Here is a 21,690-nt window from a genome sequence, read left to right as displayed (position 1 = left end):
TGCAGGAATGACCCAGCCAACCGGGAGTGGAGGCAGCGACGAGGGCCCCGATAAGGTTGACGGCGGCCGCGTGTTTTTCGCGGTGCGTCGTCATATGTGTGAAAGGGGTCTACGCGGTGCCTGATATCTCCCGCGACGAGGTGGCTCACCTCGCCCGGCTGTCTCGGCTTGCGCTCAGCGAAGCCGAGTTGGACGAGTTCGCCGGCCAGCTGGATTCGATTCTTCACCATGTGAAGGCAGTGGCCGAGGTGGCTGCGGACGATGTGACGCCGACGGCCAATCCGAGTGCGATCACCAATGTCACGCGCCCGGACGTGATCGTCCCTGGCCTGACGCCCGAGCAGGCTCTGGCCGAGGCTCCCAACGCCGAAGAAGATCGATTCGCAGTGCCGCAGATTCTGGGAGAGAGCGAATGACCGACCTGACCACGCTCGACGCGTCCGACCTGGCGTCGAAGATTCACGCGCGCGAGGTATCGGCCGTCGAGGTCACTCAGGCTCATCTGGACCGCATCGACAAGGTCGACGGGGACATCCACGCGTTCCTGCACGTGTCGGGCGCCGCCGCATTGGTTGCCGCCAAGGAGGTCGACGAGGCCATCGGTGCGGGAGAGGCCCCGGCGTCGGCACTTGCCGGTGTGCCGCTGGCGCTGAAGGACGTGTTCACCACCACGGACATGCCGACGACGTGTGCGTCGAAGATGCTCGAGGGCTGGATCTCCCCGTACGACGCGGCGGTCACCTCGAAACTTCGGTCGGCGGGAATTCCGCTGCTCGGCAAGACGAACATGGACGAGTTCGCGATGGGTTCGTCCACGGAGAACTCCGCGTACGGTCCGACCAAGAACCCGTGGGACACCACACGCATTCCCGGTGGATCCGGCGGCGGCAGTGCTGCCGCGCTGGCGTCGCATCAGGCTCCGCTGGCGATCGGAACCGACACCGGTGGATCCATTCGCCAGCCTGCAGCGTTGACGGGCACCGTCGGCACCAAGCCCACCTACGGCACGGTGTCCAGGTACGGCCTGATCGCGTGTGCGTCGTCGCTCGACCAGGGCGGGCCCTGCGGGCGCACGGTGTTGGACACCGCGCTTCTACACGAGGTCATCGCCGGTCACGACCCCCGTGATTCGACGTCCGTCGACACCTCGGTGGCGTCCGTGGTGGCCGCCGCACGCGAAGGAGCGGGCGGCGACCTGAAGGGTGTGCGTGTGGGTGTGGTGAAGGAACTGCACTCCGACAGCTATCAGAGCGGGGTCATCTCCTCGTTCGATGCCGCCGTGGCGACGTTGACGTCGCTCGGTGCGGAGGTCGTCGAGGTCTCGTGCCCCAACTTCGTTCACGCGCTCGCGGCGTACTACCTGATCCTCCCTTCGGAGGTGTCCTCCAACCTCGCCCGGTTCGACGGCATGCGCTACGGCGCTCGTGCGGGCGACGACGGTAAGCACAGTGCCGAGCAGGTCATGGCGATCACGCGCGCAGAAGGGTTCGGCGCGGAAGTGAAGCGCCGCATCATGATCGGCACCTACGCGCTGTCCGCCGGGTACTACGACGAGTACTACGGTCAGGCGCTGAAGGTGCGGACTCTGATCGCTCGCGATTTCGACAACGCGTACGAGAAGGTCGACGTGCTGGTGTCGCCGACCACTCCGACGACGGCGTTCCCTCTGGGGGACAAGGTCGACGACCCGATTGCCATGTACCTCAACGACCTCTGCACGTTGCCGACGAACCTCGCCGGCCACTGTGCGATGTCGGTGCCGTCGGGTCTCGCCTCCGAGGACGGACTGCCCGTCGGTTTGCAGATCATGGCACCGGCGTTCGCCGACGACAGGCTGTACCGCATCGGCGCGGCCTACGAGACTGCGCGCGGCGCGCTGCGCTGACTCACGTGACGATTCGTTCGGTGCACGACGCCGCCCTGGGCGTCGTGCACCTTCGAATCGACACCGTGATCCTGCCTGCTCTGGTCCTGGCGCTGATGTGCACGCTGGGGTGGATTCTGTTGCGGCGCCGTGTGATGCTGATCCCGCTGTCCGCAGCACTCGTCTGCGGCGTACTCGCTGCGCTGAACACTCAGATCTGGCATACGCCCACGCTCGCGGCAGCACTCGGGCATCCGCCCAGGGGCACGGTGACGGGCGCGGTGATTCCGGGTGAGACGTCCGGGTTTCATGCGCGTCCGGCTGCGATCTACACCCCTCCGTTCTACGGAACTCCGGGCGACGCGGCTCCGCCGGTGCTCGTCCTGCTGACCGGCCAACCGGGTCATGTCGTCGACTGGATCGACGGCGGACACCTGGCCGACACGATGGATACCTACGCAGCGTCCCACGACGGCCATGCGCCCGTCGTGGTGGTGGCCGACGCGCTGGGCGAGTCCGACCCCATGGGCTCCGTCGACGAATGGGGCGAGCCCACTCCCAACCCGATGTGCATGGACTCGCATCTGGGCAACGTCTCCACGTATCTGTCGGTGGACGTGCCCGCATGGATCCGGCACACGATGCGGGTGGACACGGATCCGAGCGCGTGGGCAATCGGTGGTTACTCCTACGGCGGCACCTGCGCCGTGCAAACGGCTCTGACCGCCCCGGGGATCTACCCGACGTTTTTGGACATCTCCGGTGAGGACGAACCCCGCCGAGGCACGCGCGAGGACTCGATCACCGCTGCGTTCGGAGACGGTAGCGCCGAGTCGACTCGACGTTTCGACCAGTGGACTCCGCTGACTCTGCTGCGCGAGAATACGTTTCCGAACTCCTCCGGCGCGTTCGTCGTCGGCTCCGAGGACACGGAGTTCGAGCCTCAGACTCGTGAACTGTTCGCCGCTGCGGCCGCGGACGGGCTGTCCGTCCAGTATTCCGAACTTCCCGGCGGCCATTCCATGGATGTGTGGGCACCGGCCCTGGAACGTGAAATGGACTGGCTCGGGACCCGAATGGGACTGTAGATCTACCCACAATCGAGAAGGCCTGTTCCCTGATCCTCCCCGTACCGATGGCCGTGGCCCGCAGGCGCGTCGAGCGCGAAGAGCAGATCCACCGACGTCTGTGCAAAGGAGACCAGCGGAATCCACTGTGGCACCGGTGCGTCGACTCGCGCCTTCGTCAGATCGGGTGGTGAGAAGATCAGCTCGCTCGACCACCACACCACCGGATCGGAGGTGTTCGCCAGAACGACGCCGTGTCCGGTATCCACCTTGTTCGCCGGGGGACCGGCCCACAGTGTGCTGCAGACCGCCGACGAATCCGGCTGCAGCGCAGCGCTCCCTGCCACCGAGCCGAGGCTCTGGCCGTAGATGTGCAGCTTCGGTCTGCGGTCCTCGTCGAGCGCAGCCAGCTTCGCTTCCACGGCCACACGCAGGGCTCGGGTGGATTCGATCGCAGCGTCCTCCGCGAACAGGAACGTCGCCCAGCTCGGTTGGTCCGAGTACTGCAGAGCGACTGTCGCGACGTCTCCACCGAATCGTTCGTCGAACCCGCGGACCGCGTTCTCGTCGACCCATCCCGATCCGGTGGGCACGGCGATCACGACGTGCGCCTTGGCCAGACCGCCGGACCGCTCCAGTTCGTCCGCAGCCAATTCTGCGCGTTCGCCGTACGTCGGAGCGGCACGCAGCCCGACGTACGTGCGCACGGCCGTGCTGCCCTCGCCTCCCGCGAGGAACCGCTGACCCTGCACCCCGACCGAGACACCACCGACGGGGTCGACCGCGTGCTCCTGAACTGTGCTCGACACGAGGTCTGCCTGCGCATACCGCTGTGCGAAAGACTCACGTGCCCAGTCGAATCCGAAGACCGATACCGCAACGGCCACGACGGCTGTCGTTGCCAGCAGTCGCATCGCCCCGAGTTTGCCCGCTCCGCGGGCCGAGCCGATTCCGATGACGACCAGAAGAGCACAGACCGAGACCGAACCGCAGACGACTTCGATCCAGTACATCGGACCCACACGAGGGACTCCCCAGGACTCGCGCAGTCCGTTCTGCCACCGCGCGTCGGCGATCCCGACCGCACCGACGGTGAGCAGTGCCAGGCCGAGGGCTACGCGGCGAGCTCGCGGTCGCGGACAGGTCCGGTGCACCCGGGACGTGATCCGGTGCGCTACCGCGGAGACGACCAATGCTGCCGCGGCGAACAAGCCGGTCACCACCGCCTGGACCAGAGACGCTCGGGGCAGCAACGACGGCGACAGGGATGCCGCGACGGACAGTGCAAGAAGCAGCGACGTGCTCACCCGAGGAACCGCGGGAACAGCATGCAGGTTCGTCGGTGCCGGCGGGGTCGTTGTCGTGGGCGTGAGTACGAACGTCATGCGAGTACCTCCGGGCTACGACGGCGCAGAACGGCACCGGCGACGGTCGTCGCGGCGGCGGCGGCCGTCGTCAGGACGCCACCGGTGATCAGGAAAGGGAGAGCGGGCTCCGGCGTCGGCGATCGGTAGTTCTGGCGCCAGGAGTTGAAGTCGACTGCAGTGCTTGCGATATCACTCATCACGAAACAGCTCGCGCGGGACCAGGCTCCGATTCTGCCGTCGCAGGCGTCGTCCATCGACGTGCTCAACGCGGCGTCGAGGCGTGTACGGGCGTCGGGGGATGCAGGCGCGCCGTGCGCCGCGCCGAACCGCAGCAGGTCGTACCCCAGATCGTGTGCTTTGCAGGCGGATTCGAAGTCTGTGGGGAGCGGCACGGGCGACGAGCAATCCCCGTCCGGTGCCACCGCCCTGCCGTCCTCGAGCGTGGGGCGGTAGTACTCGTCCTCGAAGCCGATCGGTATCGCACCGATGGCGGCCGTTGCGTCGTCGTCGACCAGGGCCTCGATGGCGACGGTCGCCGCGGTCCTGCGAGGTGCCGAGATGTCTGCGTCGGCGACCGGCATCGCCGTGCCGACTCCGATGCCCAGCATGGTTCCGACCACCACGGTGCCGACGACGTACTTCGCTCTCGCTGTCATGGCTACGAACGCTAGGAATCGAACACCGAATCGGTAATCGCCCCGAAGTGCCGTTTCGACGTGCTGTCGTGGTGCGTGACGGCTGCGCGAAGTGCTACCGCGGGGGTAGGTCGATCTCACCCCTCGGTACGATGACTTTTCGCTCGCGAGTTCCTACTGTTCTTCTCGTGGGCATATTCAGTAGGACCGAGAAGGCGACACGATTTCGACGGCTGGTTCCGCCAGGACGCGGCGTCGACGTCACCATCCTCGCGGTGACCGCGATTCTGTACTCCATCGCGTGGCCGACGTTGCACGTCACCCACGACGTGCCGGTTCCGATCATGCCGATCGTCTCTGCTCTCGCCGTGTTTCCCTTCGTGCTCGTCCGTGCGAATCCCGCTCTCGGATGGGCTGTCTCGGCCGGCTCGGCCGTAGTGATCCCGGTTGCGTTCGATCACTTGCCGGGGTACGACTTTCCGTGGCAGGTGACACACCTCCTCGTGCTTCTCGCGCTCGTACTTTCCGTCAGTCTTCGGTGCGCACTACCGGTCGTGGCGGTCACCTGGGTTGCGACCGTCCTGCTGTTTCTCGGATATGCACCGGGCAACGACGGAATAGGGTGGGGTGTCGGACTGACCGCGATCGTGGTGTTCGGCCTGCTGATTCGCTGGCTGGTCCTGTCGCGGCGGCAACTGGCCAAGCAGGAGGAGGTCAGCGAGCTCGAACGTGCGCGCAGAACGATTCTCGAGGAGAAGGCCAAGATCGCACGCGATCTTCACGACGTGGTTGCCCACCATATGTCGTTGGTGGTGGTGCAGGCGCAGAGCGCTCCGTACCGAGTGGACGACGTATCGCCCTCGGCGGCTGCGGAATTCGAATCGATCGGGGCAACTGCGCGGGAGGCGCTGAACGAGATCCGCGGAATGCTCGGGGTTCTGCGCAGTGACGGAGTGGTGGCCGAGGACGCGCCTGCGCCCGGGGCAGGAGACATCACGACGCTGCTCGAGAACACCCAGCGCGCAGGGGTTCGGCTCAGCTGGCAGATCCTCGGCGGTGCCGACGCGGTGTCGGCGACCACAGGGCTCGCGCTGTATCGGATCGTGCAGGAATCGTTGTCCAATGCCTCTCGGCACGCTCCCGGTAGCGAGGTTCGAGTACGACTCCACTACGCACCGGACGTCACCTACCTCGAAGTGATCAACGATCGGGCCGTCGACTCGAACGGCGCCGGCGCGAGCGACGGAAGGAGCGGCACGGGAGGTCATGGCATCACCGGGATGCGCGATCGCGCGGTCGGAGTGTCCGGTTGGCTCGACGCCCGCCCTCGGTCCGACGGCGGATTCGAGGTCATCGCTCGGCTTCCGGGGAAATCGGAGACGGTTCCTCGCGGGGCATCCGCGCTTCCCGTCACCGGGCCCGCCGCCTGATCGGCCCCATTGTGATCGTGGCCCATTCTGATCGGGCCCCAGTCTGATCCGGCCCACCGACTACGTCAGGACATAGGGTGTCATCCGTGGCCATCACCGTGTTCATCGCAGACGATCAGGCAATGGTGCGGCAGGGTTTCGGTGCCTTGCTCGCCGCTCAATCGGACATCAGCGTCGTGGGGGACGCGGACAACGGAGCCACCGCAGTCACCGAGGTGAAGCGACTGCGCCCCGACGTCGTTCTCATGGATGTCCGTATGCCGCAGATGAACGGACTCGACGCCGCACGCGCGATACTCCGCGCGTCGCTCGATCCTCCCGTCCGCATCCTGATGCTCACCACGTTCGACATCGACGACTATGTCTACGAGGCGCTGACCATCGGAGCCAGTGGGTTCATGCTCAAGGACGCACCCGCCGACGAACTGATTCGGGGAGTGCGCGTCGTCGCCTCGGGTGAGGCGTTGCTGGCGCCGTCGGTGACCCGCCGGTTGATCGCCGACGTCACCACACGTCGCGGCACGGCCAAGCAGCCGCCGGCACAGCTGTCGGTACTCACCCCGCGCGAACGCGAAGTGCTCGAGCTGATCGCCAAGGGCCTGTCGAACACCGAGATCGCCGCAACTCTGTTCGTCGCCGAGCAGACCGTCAAGACCCATGTGGGCAAAGTGCTCGGCAAACTCGATCTCCGAGACCGCGCCCAGGCAGTGGTGCTGGCGTACGAGAGCGGAGTCGTCACACCCGGGTGAGCGGCGGCGCTGCGAAATGACCAGATAGCCCAGCCGGATTACGGTGTGAGTATGGAACCGACGAGAGGCGAAAAATTGCGCATCGGAGTTCTCACGGGCGGCGGTGATTGCCCCGGGCTCAATGCGGTGATCCGTGCGGTGGTTCGGACGGCGGATGCGCGGTACGGCTCCACCGTCGTCGGATTCCAGGACGGGTGGCGTGGTCTGCTGGAGAACCGCCGGATTCAGTTGCGCAACGACGATCGCAACGATCGACTGCTGACCAAGGGCGGGACGATCCTCGGTACGGCACGCACCAATCCGGAGGTGCTCCGGGCCGGTCTCGACAGGATCAAGGAAACGCTGGAGGACAACGGGATCGACGTCCTCATCCCCATCGGCGGCGAGGGAACGTTGACGGCGGCCAACTGGCTGTCCGAGGAAGGTGTGCCCGTCGTCGGGGTACCGAAGACGATCGACAACGACATCGACTGCACGGACGTGACGTTCGGATTCGACACCGCACTCACCATCGCGACCGACGCGATCGACCGGCTGCACAGCACCGCCGAGTCACATCAGCGTGTGATGTTGGTGGAAGTGATGGGCAGGCACGCGGGATGGATTGCGTTGCATGCCGGTCTGGCGTCGGGTTCGCACATGACCTTGATTCCCGAGCATCCGTTCGACGTCGAGGAAGTCTGCGATCTGGTGCGCAAGCGCTTCCAGCGCGGTGACTCGCATTTCATCTGCGTCGTCGCCGAGGGTGCGAAGCCGCGGGAAGGGTCGATGGCGTTGCGCGACGGCGGCATCGACGAGTTCGGTCACGTGAAGTTCACCGGGGTGGCGCATCAGCTCGGCCAGGAGATCGAGCGTCGCATCAACAAGGAAGTACGAACCACGGTGCTGGGGCATGTTCAGCGCGGCGGAACCCCGACTCCGTACGACCGGGTGCTGGCCACCCGATTCGGGGTCAATGCAGCCGACGCAGCGCATGCAGGTGACTTCGGTCAGATGGTGTCCCTGCGCGGCGCCGAGATCGGTTTGGTGTCGCTCGCCGAGGCGGTCAAGCAACTCAAGCGCGTACCGGAGAGCCGCTACGTCGACGCGGCGGCGTTCTTCGGCTGATCTTCAGAGGCGGCCGGCTTCCTGTCGGATCTGCGACTCGCGGTGCTCGTTGTCGCGACGAAGATCGCGGCGGCGTCGGCCCGCCTCGAAGCGCTGCCGTCCGAGAGCGGTCGACGGTTCGAGCGGCGGAAGCTCGAGCGGTGTGCCCGTGTCGTCGACGGCGACCATGGTGAAGTAGCAGCTGTTCGTGTGACGGGTTTCGCCGCGCTGGATGTTCTCGGTCTCGACGCGAATGCCGACTTCCATGGATGTACGTCCGGTGTAGTTGACGGACGCGGAGAAGGTCACGAGTTCGCCGACATGGATCGGTTCGCGGAACACCACGCGGTCCACCGACAGGGTGACGACGTACGCCTGCGCGTACCGACTCGCGCAGGCGTACGCAACCTGGTCCAGGAATTTCAGAATCGTCCCGCCGTGAACGTTGCCGGAGAAGTTCGCCATGTCGGGTGTCATCAGCACGGTCATGTACAGCGTCTGCTTCGAGGTGTCCGTCACCGGCCAACCGTAGCGAGCACCACTGGTTACTCGCGCGTTCTTGCCAGCGCATAAACTCGTGTGCATGACTGCTGCCTTGGTCGATCTGATCGATTACGACGACGTGCTTGCCCGTTTCGACCCAGTTCTGGGCATGGAGGTCCACGTCGAGCTGGGCACAGCCACCAAGATGTTCTGCGGCTGCCCGACGACGTTCGGGGCCGAGCCGAACACGCAGGTGTGCCCGGTCTGCCTGTCCCTTCCCGGTGCATTGCCGGTGGTGAACTCCGCGGCCGTCGAGTCCGCCATCCGCATCGGTCTCGCACTGAACTGCTCGATCACCCCGTGGGGCCGGTTCGCGCGGAAGAACTACTTCTACCCGGACCAGCCGAAGAACTACCAGATCTCGCAATACGACGAACCGATCGCCACCGAGGGATACCTCGACGTACTGCTCGACGACGGAAGTACGTTCCGCGTCGAGATCGAACGGGCGCACATGGAGGAGGACACGGGTAAGTCGACGCACGTCGGCGGCGCGACCGGACGGATCGAGGGCGCGAGCCACTCGCTGCTCGACTACAACCGTGCCGGTGTTCCGCTGGTGGAGATCGTGACCAAGCCCATCACCGGCACCGGTGCACGCGCCCCTGAGGTCGCCCGCGCCTACGTGACGGCGTTGCGGGATCTGCTGAAAGCGCTCGACGTGTCCGACGTTCGCATGGACCAGGGTTCGTTGCGTTGCGACGCGAACGTGTCGCTGATGGAGAAGTCGGCGTCGGAGTTCGGTACCCGCACCGAGACGAAGAACGTCAACTCGCTCAAGAGCGTCGAGGTCGCCGTGCGTTACGAGATGCGCAGGCAGGCGGCCGTTCTGCAGTCCGGCGGCGAGGTGGTGCAGGAGACACGGCACTTCCAGGAGTCCGACGGCACCACGTCGAAGGGCCGGAAGAAGGAAACTGCCGAGGATTACCGGTACTTCCCGGAGCCCGACCTCGCGCCCGTCGCTCCCGACGCGGCCTGGATCGAGGAACTCCGCGCGACGCTCCCCGAGCTCCCGTGGCTGCGCCGGGCGCGCATCCAAGCGGACTGGGGTGTCTCCGACGAGGAGATGCGCGACCTCGTGAACTCCGGCGCGCTGGATCTGGTCGCGTCGACGGTCGACGCCGGTGCGACGCCGCAGGCTGCGCGCTCGTGGTGGGTCTCCTACCTGGCTCAGAAGGCGAACGTCGCGGGCGTCGAACTGGACGCTCTGGCGATCACGCCTGCACAGGTGGCCGAGGTGGCCGGCCTCGTCGCCGACGGCAAGGTCAACAACAACGGCGCGCGTCAGATCGTCGACGGCGTCCTCGCCGGTGAAGGTGAGCCTGCTGCGGTCATGGCGGCACGCGGGCTCGTCGTCGAGAAGGACGACACCAAGTTGCAGGCTGCAGTCGACGAGGCGCTCGCTGCCAATCCCGGTGTGGCCGAGAAGATTCGCGCCGGCAAAGTTCAAGCCGCGGGCGCGATCGTCGGCGCCGTCATGAAGGCCACTCGCGGTCAGGCCGACGCGGCCAGGGTCAAGGAACTGGTCCTCGCTGCGTGCAGCTGATTCAAGGACGTGATCGAACGGCCCCCGCGGTGCTCGCCGCCGGGGCCGTTCGGCTCTAGTCGAATCCGCCGCCGCCCGCCGGGACCGGAATCTTGACGACGCGGTCGTCGTTGGGGCCCGGTGCATCACCGTTCTTGTTCACGGTGCCCGCCCAGATCTGGCCGTCGGGTGCGATCGCAGCGCCGTTGAGACGGCCGTAGCGGTCCTGGACGAGCAGCGACGGTGCCGCGGTGACTGCTCCCGTGTCGGGGTCGGTGACGAGGACGGCCATGGCCTTGGCGTCGGTCAGGGAGATGGCAACCGCCCCGTCTCCTGCGCCGCAGCCGGCGACGCCCGGTCGATCCGGCCACGTCCACACCGGCGACACGACCGCGCCGAGAGGATCGATGCGCTGGAGCCGATCCTCCACTGCTGTCCGATCGGTGACCCAGATTCCGCCCGACGGATCGATGCACACGTCTCCCGCGGTTCCGATGCCACTGAGGGCGACCTGCGGGGGTGGACCGCTCTGGCCGGGGACCAGCGAGTCGACCCGCAGAAGCTTGCCTGCGAGCGACGCCGGATCGGCGGCGGATGCTGTGTTTCCGGCGTCACCGGTCAGCACCAACAGCTGACCTGGGTTGAGGAAATCCAACGCGCCGCGGTTCCCCTGTGCACCCCGGGGGATTCCGGTCAACACGTTCTTGGGTGTGTCGCCGGCCGCGATGCGCACGACTCTGTTGTCCGATGCAGTCGTGATGTACGCGTACATCAGACCGTCCTCGGCGAAGCTCGGCGACAACGCGAGATCGAGCAGGCCCCCGTCGCTGCCGGCGTCGACGTCGAGGCGCGCGATCTCGACGGGGGACTGGCCCTGGGTGACCTGCATGATCCGTCCGGTGAGGCGTTCGGCGACCAATGCGGAGGCGCCACCGGGAAGCATCACGAGCCCACCCGTCGGGTCGAGGCACGTCGCGATGACGTTCGGGTCCAGATCGATGCAGGGACCCGGCTGCGGTTGCGGACCGCTCGGTGTCGTCGAGGTGGGTGGGGCGTCCGGATCCGCGGGATCGATCTCGGCGGCGCCGAACGACGGTTCGGGGGTGAACGGGCTGGCCGTGGAATCGTCGAACCGAGCACATCCGGCCGCCAGGGCCACGGTCATCGTCAGGACGGCGACGGTAGTTGCGGTTCGGGACGACGCTCGCACCAACTTCATGTACGAAACGTTACTCGAGGCGCCGCGCCCGGGCTCAATACGGCTGAATCGGCACCGACTCGCTCTACTGTTGAAGCTGTGACCGACAAGCCTCGCGACGAAGAGCGGCCCGACACCGGCTACGAGCCCGCGTCGAGCCCATACGACCAGCCGACCGAGAAACTCCAGCCTCGGACCGAGGACGAATTGGACTTCGGGAAGAGCGGATCCGGGGCGTACCCGACCGAACAGATCCCCTCGTCGTTTCGTCCCTCACGTTTCGACGAGCCGATCGCGCCCGACAGCAGCACCGCCTACTCCGACAAGCCCACCGAATTCCTGCCGACCACCCCTGCCGCGGCGGGGTACGGCACCGGCTCGTCGGATCGGTTCGCGGCGGATCAGAACGCGCCGGAACCGGTCGTGCGCACCGAGACGGTCGAAATTCCGGCCCGGCGCGGTACGACGGATCTCGGCTTGCTCCTCCTGCGTCTCGTAGTCGGCGGAATCTTCCTCGTGCACGGCCTGCAGAAACTGACCGGTGTGTGGAACGGACCCGGCCTCGACGGGTTCCGGTCACTGCTCGAAGACACCGGTTACGACCGCGCGGACATCCTGGCCATCGCCGGGGCCGTCGGTGAAACCGCGGGTGGCGCTTTGCTGATCCTCGGTCTGGCGACACCGTTCGCCGGCGCCGCGGTGCTGAGCGTCATCATCAACGCGTGGCTGTTCAAGCAGGCCGCCGAGCCGGGGCTGCAGTTCTTCGCGCCGACAGGAGTCGAGTACGAGACGGTACTGGGAGTCGCCGCCGCGGCGATCATCCTCACCGGGCCGGGAAAGATCGCCTTCGACGGACGGCGAGGGTGGGCGACGCGTCCACGATTCGGATCCTTCGTCGCGCTGATCCTGGGTATCGCCGCCGGGGTCTGCCTGTGGATCTTCCTCAACGGAGCCAACCCGATCGCGACCTGATCCCGCTGTGCGTGGAAATGTAGGTCAGGACCTACATTTCCACGCACGAGAGGGTCAGGGGACGTACCGAACCGCGCCCTTGTCCGCGGAGGTCGCCAGTGCCGCGTAGGCACGCAGTGCCGTGGTGACCGTGCGCTGACGATCCACCGGCTGCCACGGCCGCTCCGACGCCTCCATCTTGGCCCGACGGGTCTCCAGGGTGGCGTCGTCGACGAGGATCTCGAGGGTGCGGGAGGCGACGTCGATACGCACCTGGTCACCGTTCTCGACCAGTCCGATGACTCCGCCCGCGGCCGCCTCGGGGGAGATGTGGCCGATGGACAGTCCGGACGTGCCACCGGAGAAGCGTCCGTCGGTGACGAGAGCACAGAGCTTGCCGAGTCCGGCTCCCTTGAGGAACGCCGTCGGGTGCAGCATCTCCTGCATGCCAGGTCCGCCCTTGGGGCCCTCGTATCGGACGACGAGGACGTCACCGGGCTGAATCTTCTTCTGCAGGATCGCCGACACCGCTTCTTCCTGAGACTCGACGACCAGTGCCGGGCCCTGGAACGAGAACAGTTCCTCGTCGATGCCCGCGGTCTTCAGGATCGCCCCGTCGAGTGCGATGTTTCCGCGCAGGACGACCAGACCACCTTCGACGGTGTACGCGTGTTCCTTGTCGCGGATGCAGCCGCCGACGGCATCGGTGTCGAGCGAGGACCACCTGTTCTCGGTGGAGAACGGCTCGGTGGTCCGAACGCCGCCCGGCGCCGCGTGGAACAGCTCCACTGCCTCGTCCGACGCCGTGCCGGAGCGAATGTCCCACGTGTCCAGCCACTCGTCGAAGCTCTTCGTGTGCACGGTGGAGACGTCGGTCTCGAGCAGGTTCGCGCGGCGGAGTTCGCCCAGCAGCGCGGGGATTCCGCCTGCCCGATGCACGTCTTCCATGTGGTAATCGGAGTTGGGGGACACCTTGGACAGGCACGGAACCTTCCGGCTGATGGCGTCGATGGTGTCGAGATCGAAGTCGACCTCGCCCTCCTGCGCCGCGGCGAGGGTGTGCAGCACCGTGTTGGTGGACCCGCCCATCGCGACATCGAGTGCCATGGCGTTGCGGAACGCCGCAGGGGTTGCGATGTTGCGCGGCAGAACGGACTCGTCACCGTCGCGGTAGTACTTGGTCGCGGCCTCGACGATGGTGGTGCCTGCGCGCTCGAACAGCGCGTACCGGGCTTTGTGCGTGGCGAGCGTGGATCCGTTGCCGGGCAGTGCCAGTCCGAGGGCCTCGGTGAGGCAGTTCATCGAGTTGGCGGTGAACATGCCCGAGCACGAACCGCACGTCGGGCACGCACTGCGCTCGACCTCGTCCAGGCCTTCCTCGGACACGGCGTCGTTCGCACTGGCCGAGATCGCGGTGATGAGGTCCGTCGGTGCCTGCGCGACGCCGCCGACGACGACGGCTTTGCCTGCTTCCATCGGCCCACCCGAGACGAACACGGCCGGAATGTTCAGTCGCATCGCGGCATTGAGCATTCCCGGCGTGATCTTGTCGCAGTTGGAGATGCACACGAGAGCGTCGGCGGTGTGTGCGTTGGCCATGTACTCGACCGAGTCGGCGATGATCTCGCGGCTCGGAAGCGAATAGAGCATGCCGCCGTGCCCCATGGCGATACCGTCGTCGACGGCGATGGTGTGGAACTCGCGCGGTACGCCGCCCGCGGCACGTACGGCGTCGGCGACGATCTCGCCGACGTTCTTCAGGTGCACGTGCCCCGGCACGAACTGCGTGTAGGAGTTGGCAATTGCCACGATCGGTTTGCCGAAATCCGAATCCGTCATTCCGGTGGCGCGCCAGAGCGAGCGTGCGCCCGCGGCGTTGCGTCCGACAGTGGTAACTCGTGACCGTAGCGGCGGCATGGCTTCTCTTCCTCGATCAATAGCGGTTTCTCGCCCGATCGAGGTTACTCCCGGCTCAGGAAGTCGAGGCGCCTGGCTCGGCTTCTCGGTCCGCGTCCGCTGTTCGATCCTCCTCTGCCGTCCTGTCGGCTTCGGCTGCGGCCGCATAGGGATCGGTCATTCGCCCGCCGCTCGCCGCCGCGAGAACCGGAAGTCGGTCGAAGCGAACCAACGGCAGCGACTTCTCGGACTTGTCGGTCAGGACCACGCGCGCCCATCGCCGGTTCGGGAAGTGAATGCCGCGCACGTTTTCCCACGCGACGAACTCGGAGCCGAACAATCTGCGTATCGCGAGACCGTCGAAGCTGACGACGGTACGAACGCGGAACACCCACACGGCAGCGATGATCGGGATCAGCACGAGCCATCCGAACGCTGCGGGCCAACTGGCGGCGGGGAAGGCCACGCCGATGAACAGCATGCCGACTCCTACCAGCGACAGGCGCGAGATACGGATGACCTGCGGCGCGGGAACGGGCGTATGGGATGATGTATCCGGTGGTTCGGACTGCTGCGAAGACGACACCCCTTCATCTTCGCATTGCACCTACGCGATCTCACATAATGGGATTGCGTCGTGACGAGTTTGACTCTTCCCTATGCGCGCGCCTACCGTCGAGCGCGTGAAGCGGAATTGGATACTCGTAATCGGCCGGCGCGTCAACGCCTGAGCCGGTTCTCGACCAACTCGCATCGACGCGCCACCCTCGTACAGCCTCGGCTGACGGGGGTTTTTTCTTGCCCAGAGATCGCCCAGCTACATCTTTCATCCTGAGGAAGCACTAGTGAGCGCACCAACCGCACGCCCAGGGCCCTCGACTCGTAAGTCGGGAGCAAACGCCAGCTCGTCGGCACCGGACATCAACGGCGCCGTCGACGGATCGCGTCGCCACGTCGCACCCGAGAAGGTGACCGGCGCACAGTCCGTCGTCCGAGCACTCGAGGAACTCGACGTCGACACGGTATTCGGCATTCCGGGTGGAGCCGTTCTTCCGGTGTACGACCCACTCTTCGACTCCAAGAAGGTTCGCCACGTCCTCGTTCGTCACGAACAGGGCGCCGGGCACGCAGCCACCGGGTACGCGCAGGCCACCGGCCGCGTCGGCGTTTGCATGGCGACCTCCGGCCCAGGAGCGACGAACCTCGTCACACCGCTCGCCGACGCCCAGATGGATTCCGTTCCCGTTGTCGCCATCACCGGCCAGGTCGCGAGAAGTCTCATCGGCACCGACGGGTTCCAGGAAGCCGACATCTCCGGCATCACGATGCCCGTCACCAAGCACAACTTCCTGATCACCGACGGCGTCGACATCCCACGCATCATGGCCGAGGCGTTCTACATCGCGTCCTCCGGTCGTCCGGGTGCGGTCCTCGTCGACATCCCCAAGGACATCCTGCAGGCACAGACCACGTTCTCGTGGCCACCGGAGATGCGGTTGCCCGGATACCGTCCGGTCACCAAGCCGCACGGCAAGCAGGTTCGTGAGGCAGCTCGGTACATCGCCGACTCCAAGCAACCCGTCCTGTACGTCGGTGGCGGTGTCATCAAGGCCAACGCGTCGGCAGAACTGCTCGAACTCGCGGAACTGACCGGCATCCCCGTCGTCACCACGTTGATGGCGCGCGGAGCGTTCCCCGACACCCACAAGCTCAATCTGGGTATGCCGGGCATGCACGGCACCGTCGCCGCTGTGGCCGGCCTGCAGCGCAGCGATCTGTTGATCACGCTCGGCGCCCGGTTCGACGACCGCGTCACCGGACAGCTCTCGTCGTTCGCGCCGAACGCGAAGGTGATCCACGCGGACATCGATCCTGCCGAGATCGGCAAGAATCGTTATGCCGATGTGCCGATCGTCGGTGACTGCAAAGAGGTCATCGTCGAGTTGATCGAGGCGCTTCGTGCCGATCGCGCCACGGGCACCACCGTCGACCTCGGCGACTGGTGGGCGTACCTCGACGGAATCCGCAAGACGTACCCGCTGAGCTACGACCGCCCCAGCGACGGAAGCATGTCGCCGGAGTTCGTCATCTCCTCGGTCGGCAAGTTCGCCGGACCCGACGCGATCTACTGCGCAGGCGTCGGCCAGCACCAGATGTGGGCCGCGCAGTTCATCAACTACGAGAAGCCGCGCACGTGGCTCAACTCGGGTGGACTCGGCACCATGGGCTACGCCGTTCCGGCGGCGATGGGCGCCAAGATGGGCCTTCCCGACGCCGAGGTGTGGGCGATCGACGGCGACGGCTGCTTCCAGATGACCAACCAGGAACTCGCCACCTGTGCGGTCGAGGGAATCCCGATCAAGGTCGCACTCATCAACAACGGCAACCTCGGCATGGTCCGTCAGTGGCAGACGTTGTTCTACGAGGAGCGGTACTCCAACACCAATCTGGGAACCCACGGCGCCCAGCGCATCCCCGATTTCGTGAAACTGGCCGAGGCCCTGGGCTGCGTCGGAATTCGCTGCGAGCGTGAGGAAGACGTCGACGCGGTCATCGCACAGGCTCGCGCGATCAACGACCGTCCCGTCGTCATCGACTTCATCGTCGGCGCCGACGCGCAGGTCTGGCCCATGGTCGCCGCAGGCACCGGTAACGACGAGATCATGGCCGCCCGCGGAATCCGACCTCTGTTCGACGAGGACGAGGCCTCGGTGGCCGAACCCGCCGTCATCCACGAGGCAATGGCACGCGAGCAGGCACATGGCAACGCCCTGCACGAGAAAGGCACCGACAAGTGAGTACCAGCCACACCCTCAGCGTCCTCGTCGAGGACAAGCCAGGTGTTCTGGCACGCGTCGCCGCACTCTTCTCGCGTCGCGGATTCAACATCTCCTCACTTGCGGTCGGAGGCACGGAGATCGCGGGGATCTCCCGAATGACGATCGTCGTCACCGTCGACGAGTTCCCGCTCGAGCAGGTGACGAAGCAGCTGAACAAGTTGATCAACGTCATCAAGATCGTCGAGCAGGACGTCGACTCGTCGGTTGCCCGCGAATTGGTGCTCATCAAGGTGCGCGCCGACTCGACCGTGCGCAGCGAGGTCATCGAGACCGTGAACCTCTTCCGCGCCAAGGTGATCGACGTGTCACCCGAGGCTGTCACGGTCGAGGCCACGGGTACGCGCTCCAAGCTGGATGCGCTGCTGAAGATGTTGGACCCCTATGGAATTCGAGAAATAGTTCAGTCGGGAGTCGTTGCCGTCGGACGTGGACCGAAATCGATCACTGCGTCGCGTTAGCGACCACATGTGATGAACATGCTCAAACAAGAGGAAAGGTATTAACCAGTGGCAGTCGAGATGTTCTACGACGACGATGCTGATCTGTCGATCATCCAGGGCCGCAAGGTCGCCGTCATCGGATACGGAAGCCAGGGCCACGCGCACTCGCTGAGCCTGCGCGACTCGGGCGTCGACGTCCGCATCGGCCTGAAAGAGGGATCGAAGTCCCGCGCCAAGGCAGAGGAGCAGGGCCTGAAGGTCGGCACCCCCGCCGAGGTCTCCGCGTGGGCCGACGTGATCATGGTGCTGGCACCGGACACCGCGCAGGCGTCGATCTTCAAGGAAGAGATCGAGCCGAACCTGAAGGACGGCGACGCGCTGTTCTTCGGTCACGGCCTGAACATTCACTTCGATCTGATCACGGCTCCCGAGTTCGTCACGGTCGGCATGGTCGCTCCCAAGGGGCCGGGCCACCTCGTGCGTCGTCAGTTCGTCGACGGCAAGGGTGTTCCCGCGCTCATCGCGATCGACCAGGACCCGAAGGGTGAGGGTCAGGCGCTGGCACTGTCGTGGGCCAAGGGCATCGGTGGCACTCGCGCCGGCGTCATCAAGACCACGTTCAAGGAAGAGACCGAGACCGACCTGTTCGGTGAGCAGGCTGTGCTGTGCGGCGGTACCGAAGAGCTGATCAAGACGGGCTTCGAGGTCATGGTCGAGGCCGGCTATGCGCCGGAGATGGCGTACTTCGAGGTGCTGCACGAGCTGAAGTTGATCGTGGACCTGATCTACGAAGGCGGCATCGCGCGCATGAACTACTCGGTGTCGGACACCGCGGAGTTCGGTGGCTACCTGTCCGGGCCCCGTGTCATCGACGCGGACACCAAGAAGCGGATGCAGGCCATCCTCGCCGATATTCAGTCCGGTGAGTTCACCCGTCGTCTCGTCGCCAACGTCGAGAACGGCAACACCGAGCTCGAAGGCCTGCGCAAGGCCAACTCCGAGCACCCCATCGAGGTCACCGGCAAGAAGCTGCGCGACCTGATGAGCTGGGTCGACCGCCCGATCACCGAGACGGCCTGATCCGACGTCGAATCCGATGTAACCCGAGTGAAGGGCATCCGTGAGGGTGCCCTTCACTCGTTCGACGAGGGTGAACCCCACTCGGTTCCCCTCGGCCTCTAAACTTGTCCCGCACCGCACACGCAAGACCCGATCGACCGCTACCGTCACCTCGACCTATCTAGGGAGTTCTTCACGTGAGCCAGCCAGGCCGTCCTGTCGTTCTGATCGCCGACAAACTTGCGCAGTCCACTGTCGAGGCACTCGGCGACGGCGTCGAGGTTCGCTGGGTCGACGGCCCGGACCGCCCGGCACTGCTCGCCGCGGTCCCCGAGGCCGACGCGATTCTCGTCCGCTCCGCGACCACGGTCGACGCGGAAGTGCTCGCAGCCGGCACCAACCTCAAGATCGTTGCTCGCGCAGGCGTCGGCCTGGACAACGTGGACGTACCCGCAGCCACCGAGCGCGGAGTACTCGTCGTCAACGCACCGACGTCCAACATCCACACCGCCGCCGAGCACGCCGTCACACTGCTGCTGTCCGCCGCCCGCCAGATTCCCGCGGCCGACGCCACCCTCCGTCAGCACGAGTGGAAGCGCAGCAAGTTCAACGGCGTCGAGATTTTCGGCAAGACCGTCGGTGTCGTCGGACTCGGCCGTATCGGTCAGCTCTTCGCGCAGCGTCTCGCCGCGTTCGAGACCCACATCATCGCCTACGATCCCTACGTTTCCGCTGCTCGTGCCGCGCAGCTCGGCATCGAGCTCGTCAGCCTCGACGAACTGCTGACCCGCGCCGACATGTTCTCCGTGCACCTGCCGAAGACCCCCGAGACCAAGGGAATCATCGGCAAGGAAGCTCTCGCGAAGACCAAGCCCGGTGTCATCGTCGTCAACGCAGCGCGCGGCGGACTCGTCGACGAGCAGGCCTTGGCCGACGCCATCACCAGCGGCCACGTCTTCGCCGCAGGCATCGACGTCTACGCCTCCGAACCGTGCACGGACAGCCCGCTGTTCGAACTCCCGCAGGTCGTGGTGACCCCGCACCTCGGAGCCTCGACCACCGAGGCTCAGGACCGTGCCGGCACCGACGTCGCCAAATCCGTGCTGCTCGCTCTCGCAGGGGAATTCGTCCCCGACGCCGTCAACGTCAAGGGCGGCGCCGTCGGCGAAGAGGTCTCGCCGTGGCTCGAGATCGTCCGCAAGCAGGGCGTGCTGCTCGGCGCCCTGTCCGACGAACTTCCCGCGTCGCTGTCCGTCGACGTGCGCGGAGAACTCGCTGCCGAGGACGTCGAGATCCTGAAGCTCTCGGCGCTGCGTGGACTGTTCTCCGCCGTGATCGAGGACTCCGTTACCTTCGTCAACGCTCCCTCGCTCGCCGAGGAGCGCGGCGTCACCGCGGAGGTCACCAAGGCACCCGAGAGCGAGAATCACCGCAGCGTCGTCGACATCCGCGCCGTCTACGGCGACGGATCCGTCCTCAACGTCGCAGGAACGCTCACCGGCACCACACAGGTCGAGAAGATCGTCAACATCAACGGACGCAACTTCGACCTTCGCGCCGAGGGCAAGAACCTCATCGTCAACTACACCGACCAGCCCGGCAGCCTGGGCCGTATCGGCACGTTGCTCGGCGACGCAGGAATCGACATCCAGGCGGCAGCACTGAGCCAGGACTCCGAGGGTGACGGCGCGACCATCCTGCTCCGCGTCGACAAGGACGTACCGTCCGAGCTCAGCTCGAGCATCGCATCGGCCGTGGGTGCGTCGACCATCGAACTCGTGGATCTTTCCTGACCGTCTCTCACCCCTGATCGCTCGACAAGAACGAGGAGTACATGAAGCTCGCCGTCATCGCCGGAGATGGAATCGGCCCCGAGGTCGTCGACCAAGCACTGCAGGTGCTCGACGTCGTCGTCCCCGGAGTCGAGAAGACCGAGTACGACCTCGGTGCACGCCGCTACAACGCGACCGGCGAGCTTCTTCCGGACTCCGTGCTGGACGAGATCCGAGGCCACGACGCAATCCTGTTGGGTGCCATCGGAGATCCGTCGGTCCCCAGCGGCGTGCTCGAGCGCGGACTGTTGCTTCGTGCACGGTTCGAGCTCGATCACCACATCAACCTGCGTCCGGCAAAGTTGTACCCCGGCGTGACCGGGCCGCTCGCGGGCAACAAGGACATCGACGTCGTCGTCGTCCGTGAAGGCACCGAGGGTCCCTACACCGGAAACGGCGGGGCGCTCCGGGTGAACACCCCGCACGAGGTGGCCACCGAGGTCAGCGTCAACACCCGCTACGGCGTCGAACGCGTCGTCCGTGACGGATTCGCGCGGGCCGTGGCACGCAGGAAGCACCTCACGCTGCTGCACAAGACCAACGTGCTGACGTTCGCCGGCAGCCTCTGGGCACGTACGGTCGAGGAAGTCTCCACGGAATTCCCGGACGTCGAGGTCGCCTACCAGCACATCGACGCTGCGATGATCCACCTGGTCACCGACCCGGGCCGGTTCGACGTCATCGTCACCGACAACCTCTTCGGTGACATCGTCACGGACCTCTCCGCTGCAGTCAGCGGCGGCATCGGCCTGGCCGCCAGCGGAAACATCGACGCGACGCGAACCAACCCGTCGATGTTCGAACCGGTCCACGGCAGCGCGCCCGACATCGCAGGACAGGGCAAAGCCGACCCGACCGCAGCCATCCTGTCGGTATCCCTGCTGCTGGCACACCTCGGCGACACCGCAAATGCAGAGCGCGTCGAAGCTGCCGTCGCCGCCGACCTCGCCTCCCGAGGTTCGGCCGCAGCAAGCACCGCCGACATCGGAGCCAGAATCGCAGCAGCGCTGTAGCAGCTGTTACCCCCTGTCTTCGGAGCGAAAGTGCCGTTCGGTCAGTCAGGGCGGTTTCTAGTGGTGGATGCGCCGACCAGCTCTGCGATTTTTTCCAACGGCGGTCTGTAGCCTAGCGTTGCTCTGGGGCGTTCGTTCAGCTCCAGGGCAACGCGCTGCAGATCTTCGGCGGAGTGGACCGACAGGTCGGTGCCT

At 65.9% G+C, this 21,690-nt stretch carries 19 protein-coding genes; 13 read left to right on the top strand and 6 right to left on the bottom strand.

Translation table 11 applies throughout. From position 1 onward, the window contains the following. Window positions 1-116: 116 nt before the first annotated feature. From gatC to CH292_RS25020, 3 genes are read left to right on the top strand one after another with little or no spacing between them, the layout of a single operon-like run. Window positions 117-416 (top strand): Asp-tRNA(Asn)/Glu-tRNA(Gln) amidotransferase subunit GatC, encoded by a 300-nt coding sequence (gene gatC, locus CH292_RS25030; protein ID WP_026347656.1) that lies wholly within the window; start codon window positions 117-119, stop codon window positions 414-416. After that, the gene (gene gatA / locus CH292_RS25025; RefSeq protein WP_020110347.1) at window positions 413-1,885 is read left to right on the top strand and encodes an Asp-tRNA(Asn)/Glu-tRNA(Gln) amidotransferase subunit GatA; all 1,473 of its coding nucleotides are present in this window, start codon (window positions 413-415) and stop codon (window positions 1,883-1,885) included. The genes gatC and gatA overlap by 4 nt, the downstream gene beginning before the upstream one ends. A gap of 5 nt (window positions 1,886-1,890) precedes the next feature. Continuing rightward, window positions 1,891-2,952 carry an esterase family protein gene (locus CH292_RS25020; RefSeq protein WP_094655958.1) on the top strand — a complete coding sequence of 354 codons (1,062 nt, stop codon included), beginning with the start codon at window positions 1,891-1,893 and terminating at the stop codon, window positions 2,950-2,952. A gap of 2 nt (window positions 2,953-2,954) precedes the next feature. Here CH292_RS25020 and CH292_RS25015 read toward each other — a convergent pair whose 3' ends face one another. Then, window positions 2,955-4,316: an alpha/beta hydrolase gene (locus tag CH292_RS25015; RefSeq protein WP_256978563.1), complete on the bottom strand. Its 1,362-nt coding sequence runs from the start codon at window positions 4,314-4,316 to the stop codon at window positions 2,955-2,957. Then, window positions 4,313-4,954 (bottom strand): hypothetical protein, encoded by a 642-nt coding sequence (locus CH292_RS25010; protein ID WP_094655957.1) that lies wholly within the window; start codon window positions 4,952-4,954, stop codon window positions 4,313-4,315. The genes CH292_RS25015 and CH292_RS25010 overlap by 4 nt, the downstream gene beginning before the upstream one ends. 167 nt (window positions 4,955-5,121) lie before the next feature. Between CH292_RS25010 and CH292_RS25005 the strand changes: the two genes are divergently transcribed. The 3 genes from CH292_RS25005 to CH292_RS24995 all read left to right on the top strand — a co-directional run bounded on the left by CH292_RS25005 (window position 5,122) and on the right by CH292_RS24995 (window position 8,219). Further along, on the top strand, window positions 5,122-6,363 hold the full coding sequence (locus CH292_RS25005) for a sensor histidine kinase (RefSeq protein ID WP_094655956.1): 1,242 nt from the start codon (window positions 5,122-5,124) through the stop codon (window positions 6,361-6,363). 86 nt (window positions 6,364-6,449) lie between these two features. Next, a complete protein-coding gene (locus CH292_RS25000; protein WP_094655955.1) occupies window positions 6,450-7,112 on the top strand; it encodes a response regulator transcription factor in 663 nt (220 codons plus the stop codon). Between the two features lie 75 nt (window positions 7,113-7,187). Continuing rightward, window positions 7,188-8,219, top strand: a complete 1,032-nt coding sequence (locus CH292_RS24995; RefSeq protein ID WP_026347655.1) for an ATP-dependent 6-phosphofructokinase — start codon at window positions 7,188-7,190, stop codon at window positions 8,217-8,219. A 3-nt stretch (window positions 8,220-8,222) separates the two neighbouring features. Here the strand turns inward: CH292_RS24995 and CH292_RS24990 are convergent, their stop codons facing one another. Continuing rightward, window positions 8,223-8,687 carry an acyl-CoA thioesterase gene (locus CH292_RS24990; protein WP_208601162.1) on the bottom strand — a complete coding sequence of 155 codons (465 nt, stop codon included), beginning with the start codon at window positions 8,685-8,687 and terminating at the stop codon, window positions 8,223-8,225. 94 nt (window positions 8,688-8,781) lie between these two features. On the opposite strand from CH292_RS24990, the gene gatB reads away from it, so the two are divergent. Then, on the top strand, window positions 8,782-10,287 hold the full coding sequence (gene gatB, locus CH292_RS24985) for an Asp-tRNA(Asn)/Glu-tRNA(Gln) amidotransferase subunit GatB (protein ID WP_094655954.1): 1,506 nt from the start codon (window positions 8,782-8,784) through the stop codon (window positions 10,285-10,287). A gap of 55 nt (window positions 10,288-10,342) precedes the next feature. Here the strand turns inward: gatB and CH292_RS24980 are convergent, their stop codons facing one another. After that, on the bottom strand, window positions 10,343-11,485 hold the full coding sequence (locus tag CH292_RS24980) for a sorbosone dehydrogenase family protein (protein ID WP_094655953.1): 1,143 nt from the start codon (window positions 11,483-11,485) through the stop codon (window positions 10,343-10,345). A 78-nt stretch (window positions 11,486-11,563) separates the two neighbouring features. On the opposite strand from CH292_RS24980, the gene CH292_RS24975 reads away from it, so the two are divergent. Continuing rightward, entirely contained in the window at window positions 11,564-12,436 is an 873-nt protein-coding gene (locus tag CH292_RS24975) for a DoxX family protein (protein ID WP_019664316.1), read from the top strand. A gap of 54 nt (window positions 12,437-12,490) precedes the next feature. On the opposite strand, the gene ilvD is transcribed toward CH292_RS24975, so the two are convergent. Together ilvD and CH292_RS24965 are read right to left on the bottom strand one after the other, a co-directional pair. After that, window positions 12,491-14,332, bottom strand: a complete 1,842-nt coding sequence (gene ilvD / locus CH292_RS24970) for a dihydroxy-acid dehydratase (RefSeq protein WP_019664315.1) — start codon at window positions 14,330-14,332, stop codon at window positions 12,491-12,493. A gap of 55 nt (window positions 14,333-14,387) precedes the next feature. Continuing rightward, window positions 14,388-14,897, bottom strand: a complete 510-nt coding sequence (locus CH292_RS24965; RefSeq protein ID WP_256978562.1) for a PH domain-containing protein — start codon at window positions 14,895-14,897, stop codon at window positions 14,388-14,390. A gap of 259 nt (window positions 14,898-15,156) precedes the next feature. Here CH292_RS24965 and CH292_RS24960 point away from each other — a divergent pair, with 259 nt between their 5' ends. The 5 genes from CH292_RS24960 (at window position 15,157) to CH292_RS24940 (ending at window position 21,495) form a co-directional block, all read left to right on the top strand. Continuing rightward, window positions 15,157-17,109 (top strand): acetolactate synthase large subunit, encoded by a 1,953-nt coding sequence (locus tag CH292_RS24960; protein ID WP_019664313.1) that lies wholly within the window; start codon window positions 15,157-15,159, stop codon window positions 17,107-17,109. Continuing rightward, window positions 17,106-17,609: an acetolactate synthase small subunit gene (gene ilvN, locus CH292_RS24955; RefSeq protein ID WP_094655951.1), complete on the top strand. Its 504-nt coding sequence runs from the start codon at window positions 17,106-17,108 to the stop codon at window positions 17,607-17,609. Before CH292_RS24960 ends, ilvN begins: the two co-directional genes overlap by 4 nt. Window positions 17,610-17,669: 60 nt before the next feature. Continuing rightward, window positions 17,670-18,671 carry a ketol-acid reductoisomerase gene (ilvC, locus tag CH292_RS24950; RefSeq protein WP_019664311.1) on the top strand — a complete coding sequence of 334 codons (1,002 nt, stop codon included), beginning with the start codon at window positions 17,670-17,672 and terminating at the stop codon, window positions 18,669-18,671. A gap of 176 nt (window positions 18,672-18,847) precedes the next feature. Beyond that, complete coding sequence (gene serA / locus CH292_RS24945; RefSeq protein ID WP_037142620.1) at window positions 18,848-20,443, top strand: phosphoglycerate dehydrogenase; 1,596 nt, start codon at window positions 18,848-18,850, stop codon at window positions 20,441-20,443. A 41-nt stretch (window positions 20,444-20,484) separates the two neighbouring features. Continuing rightward, on the top strand, window positions 20,485-21,495 hold the full coding sequence (locus CH292_RS24940) for a 3-isopropylmalate dehydrogenase (RefSeq protein WP_020110337.1): 1,011 nt from the start codon (window positions 20,485-20,487) through the stop codon (window positions 21,493-21,495). The last annotated feature ends 195 nt before the right edge of the window (window positions 21,496-21,690 follow it).

It is taken from the genome of Rhodococcus sp. 14-2470-1a (assembly GCF_002259425.1).
Classification (GTDB): Bacteria; Actinomycetota; Actinomycetes; order Mycobacteriales; family Mycobacteriaceae; genus Rhodococcoides; species Rhodococcoides fascians_E.
Note: the sequence above shows the minus strand (reverse complement) of the source record. Positions and strands in the feature narration are given on the sequence as shown.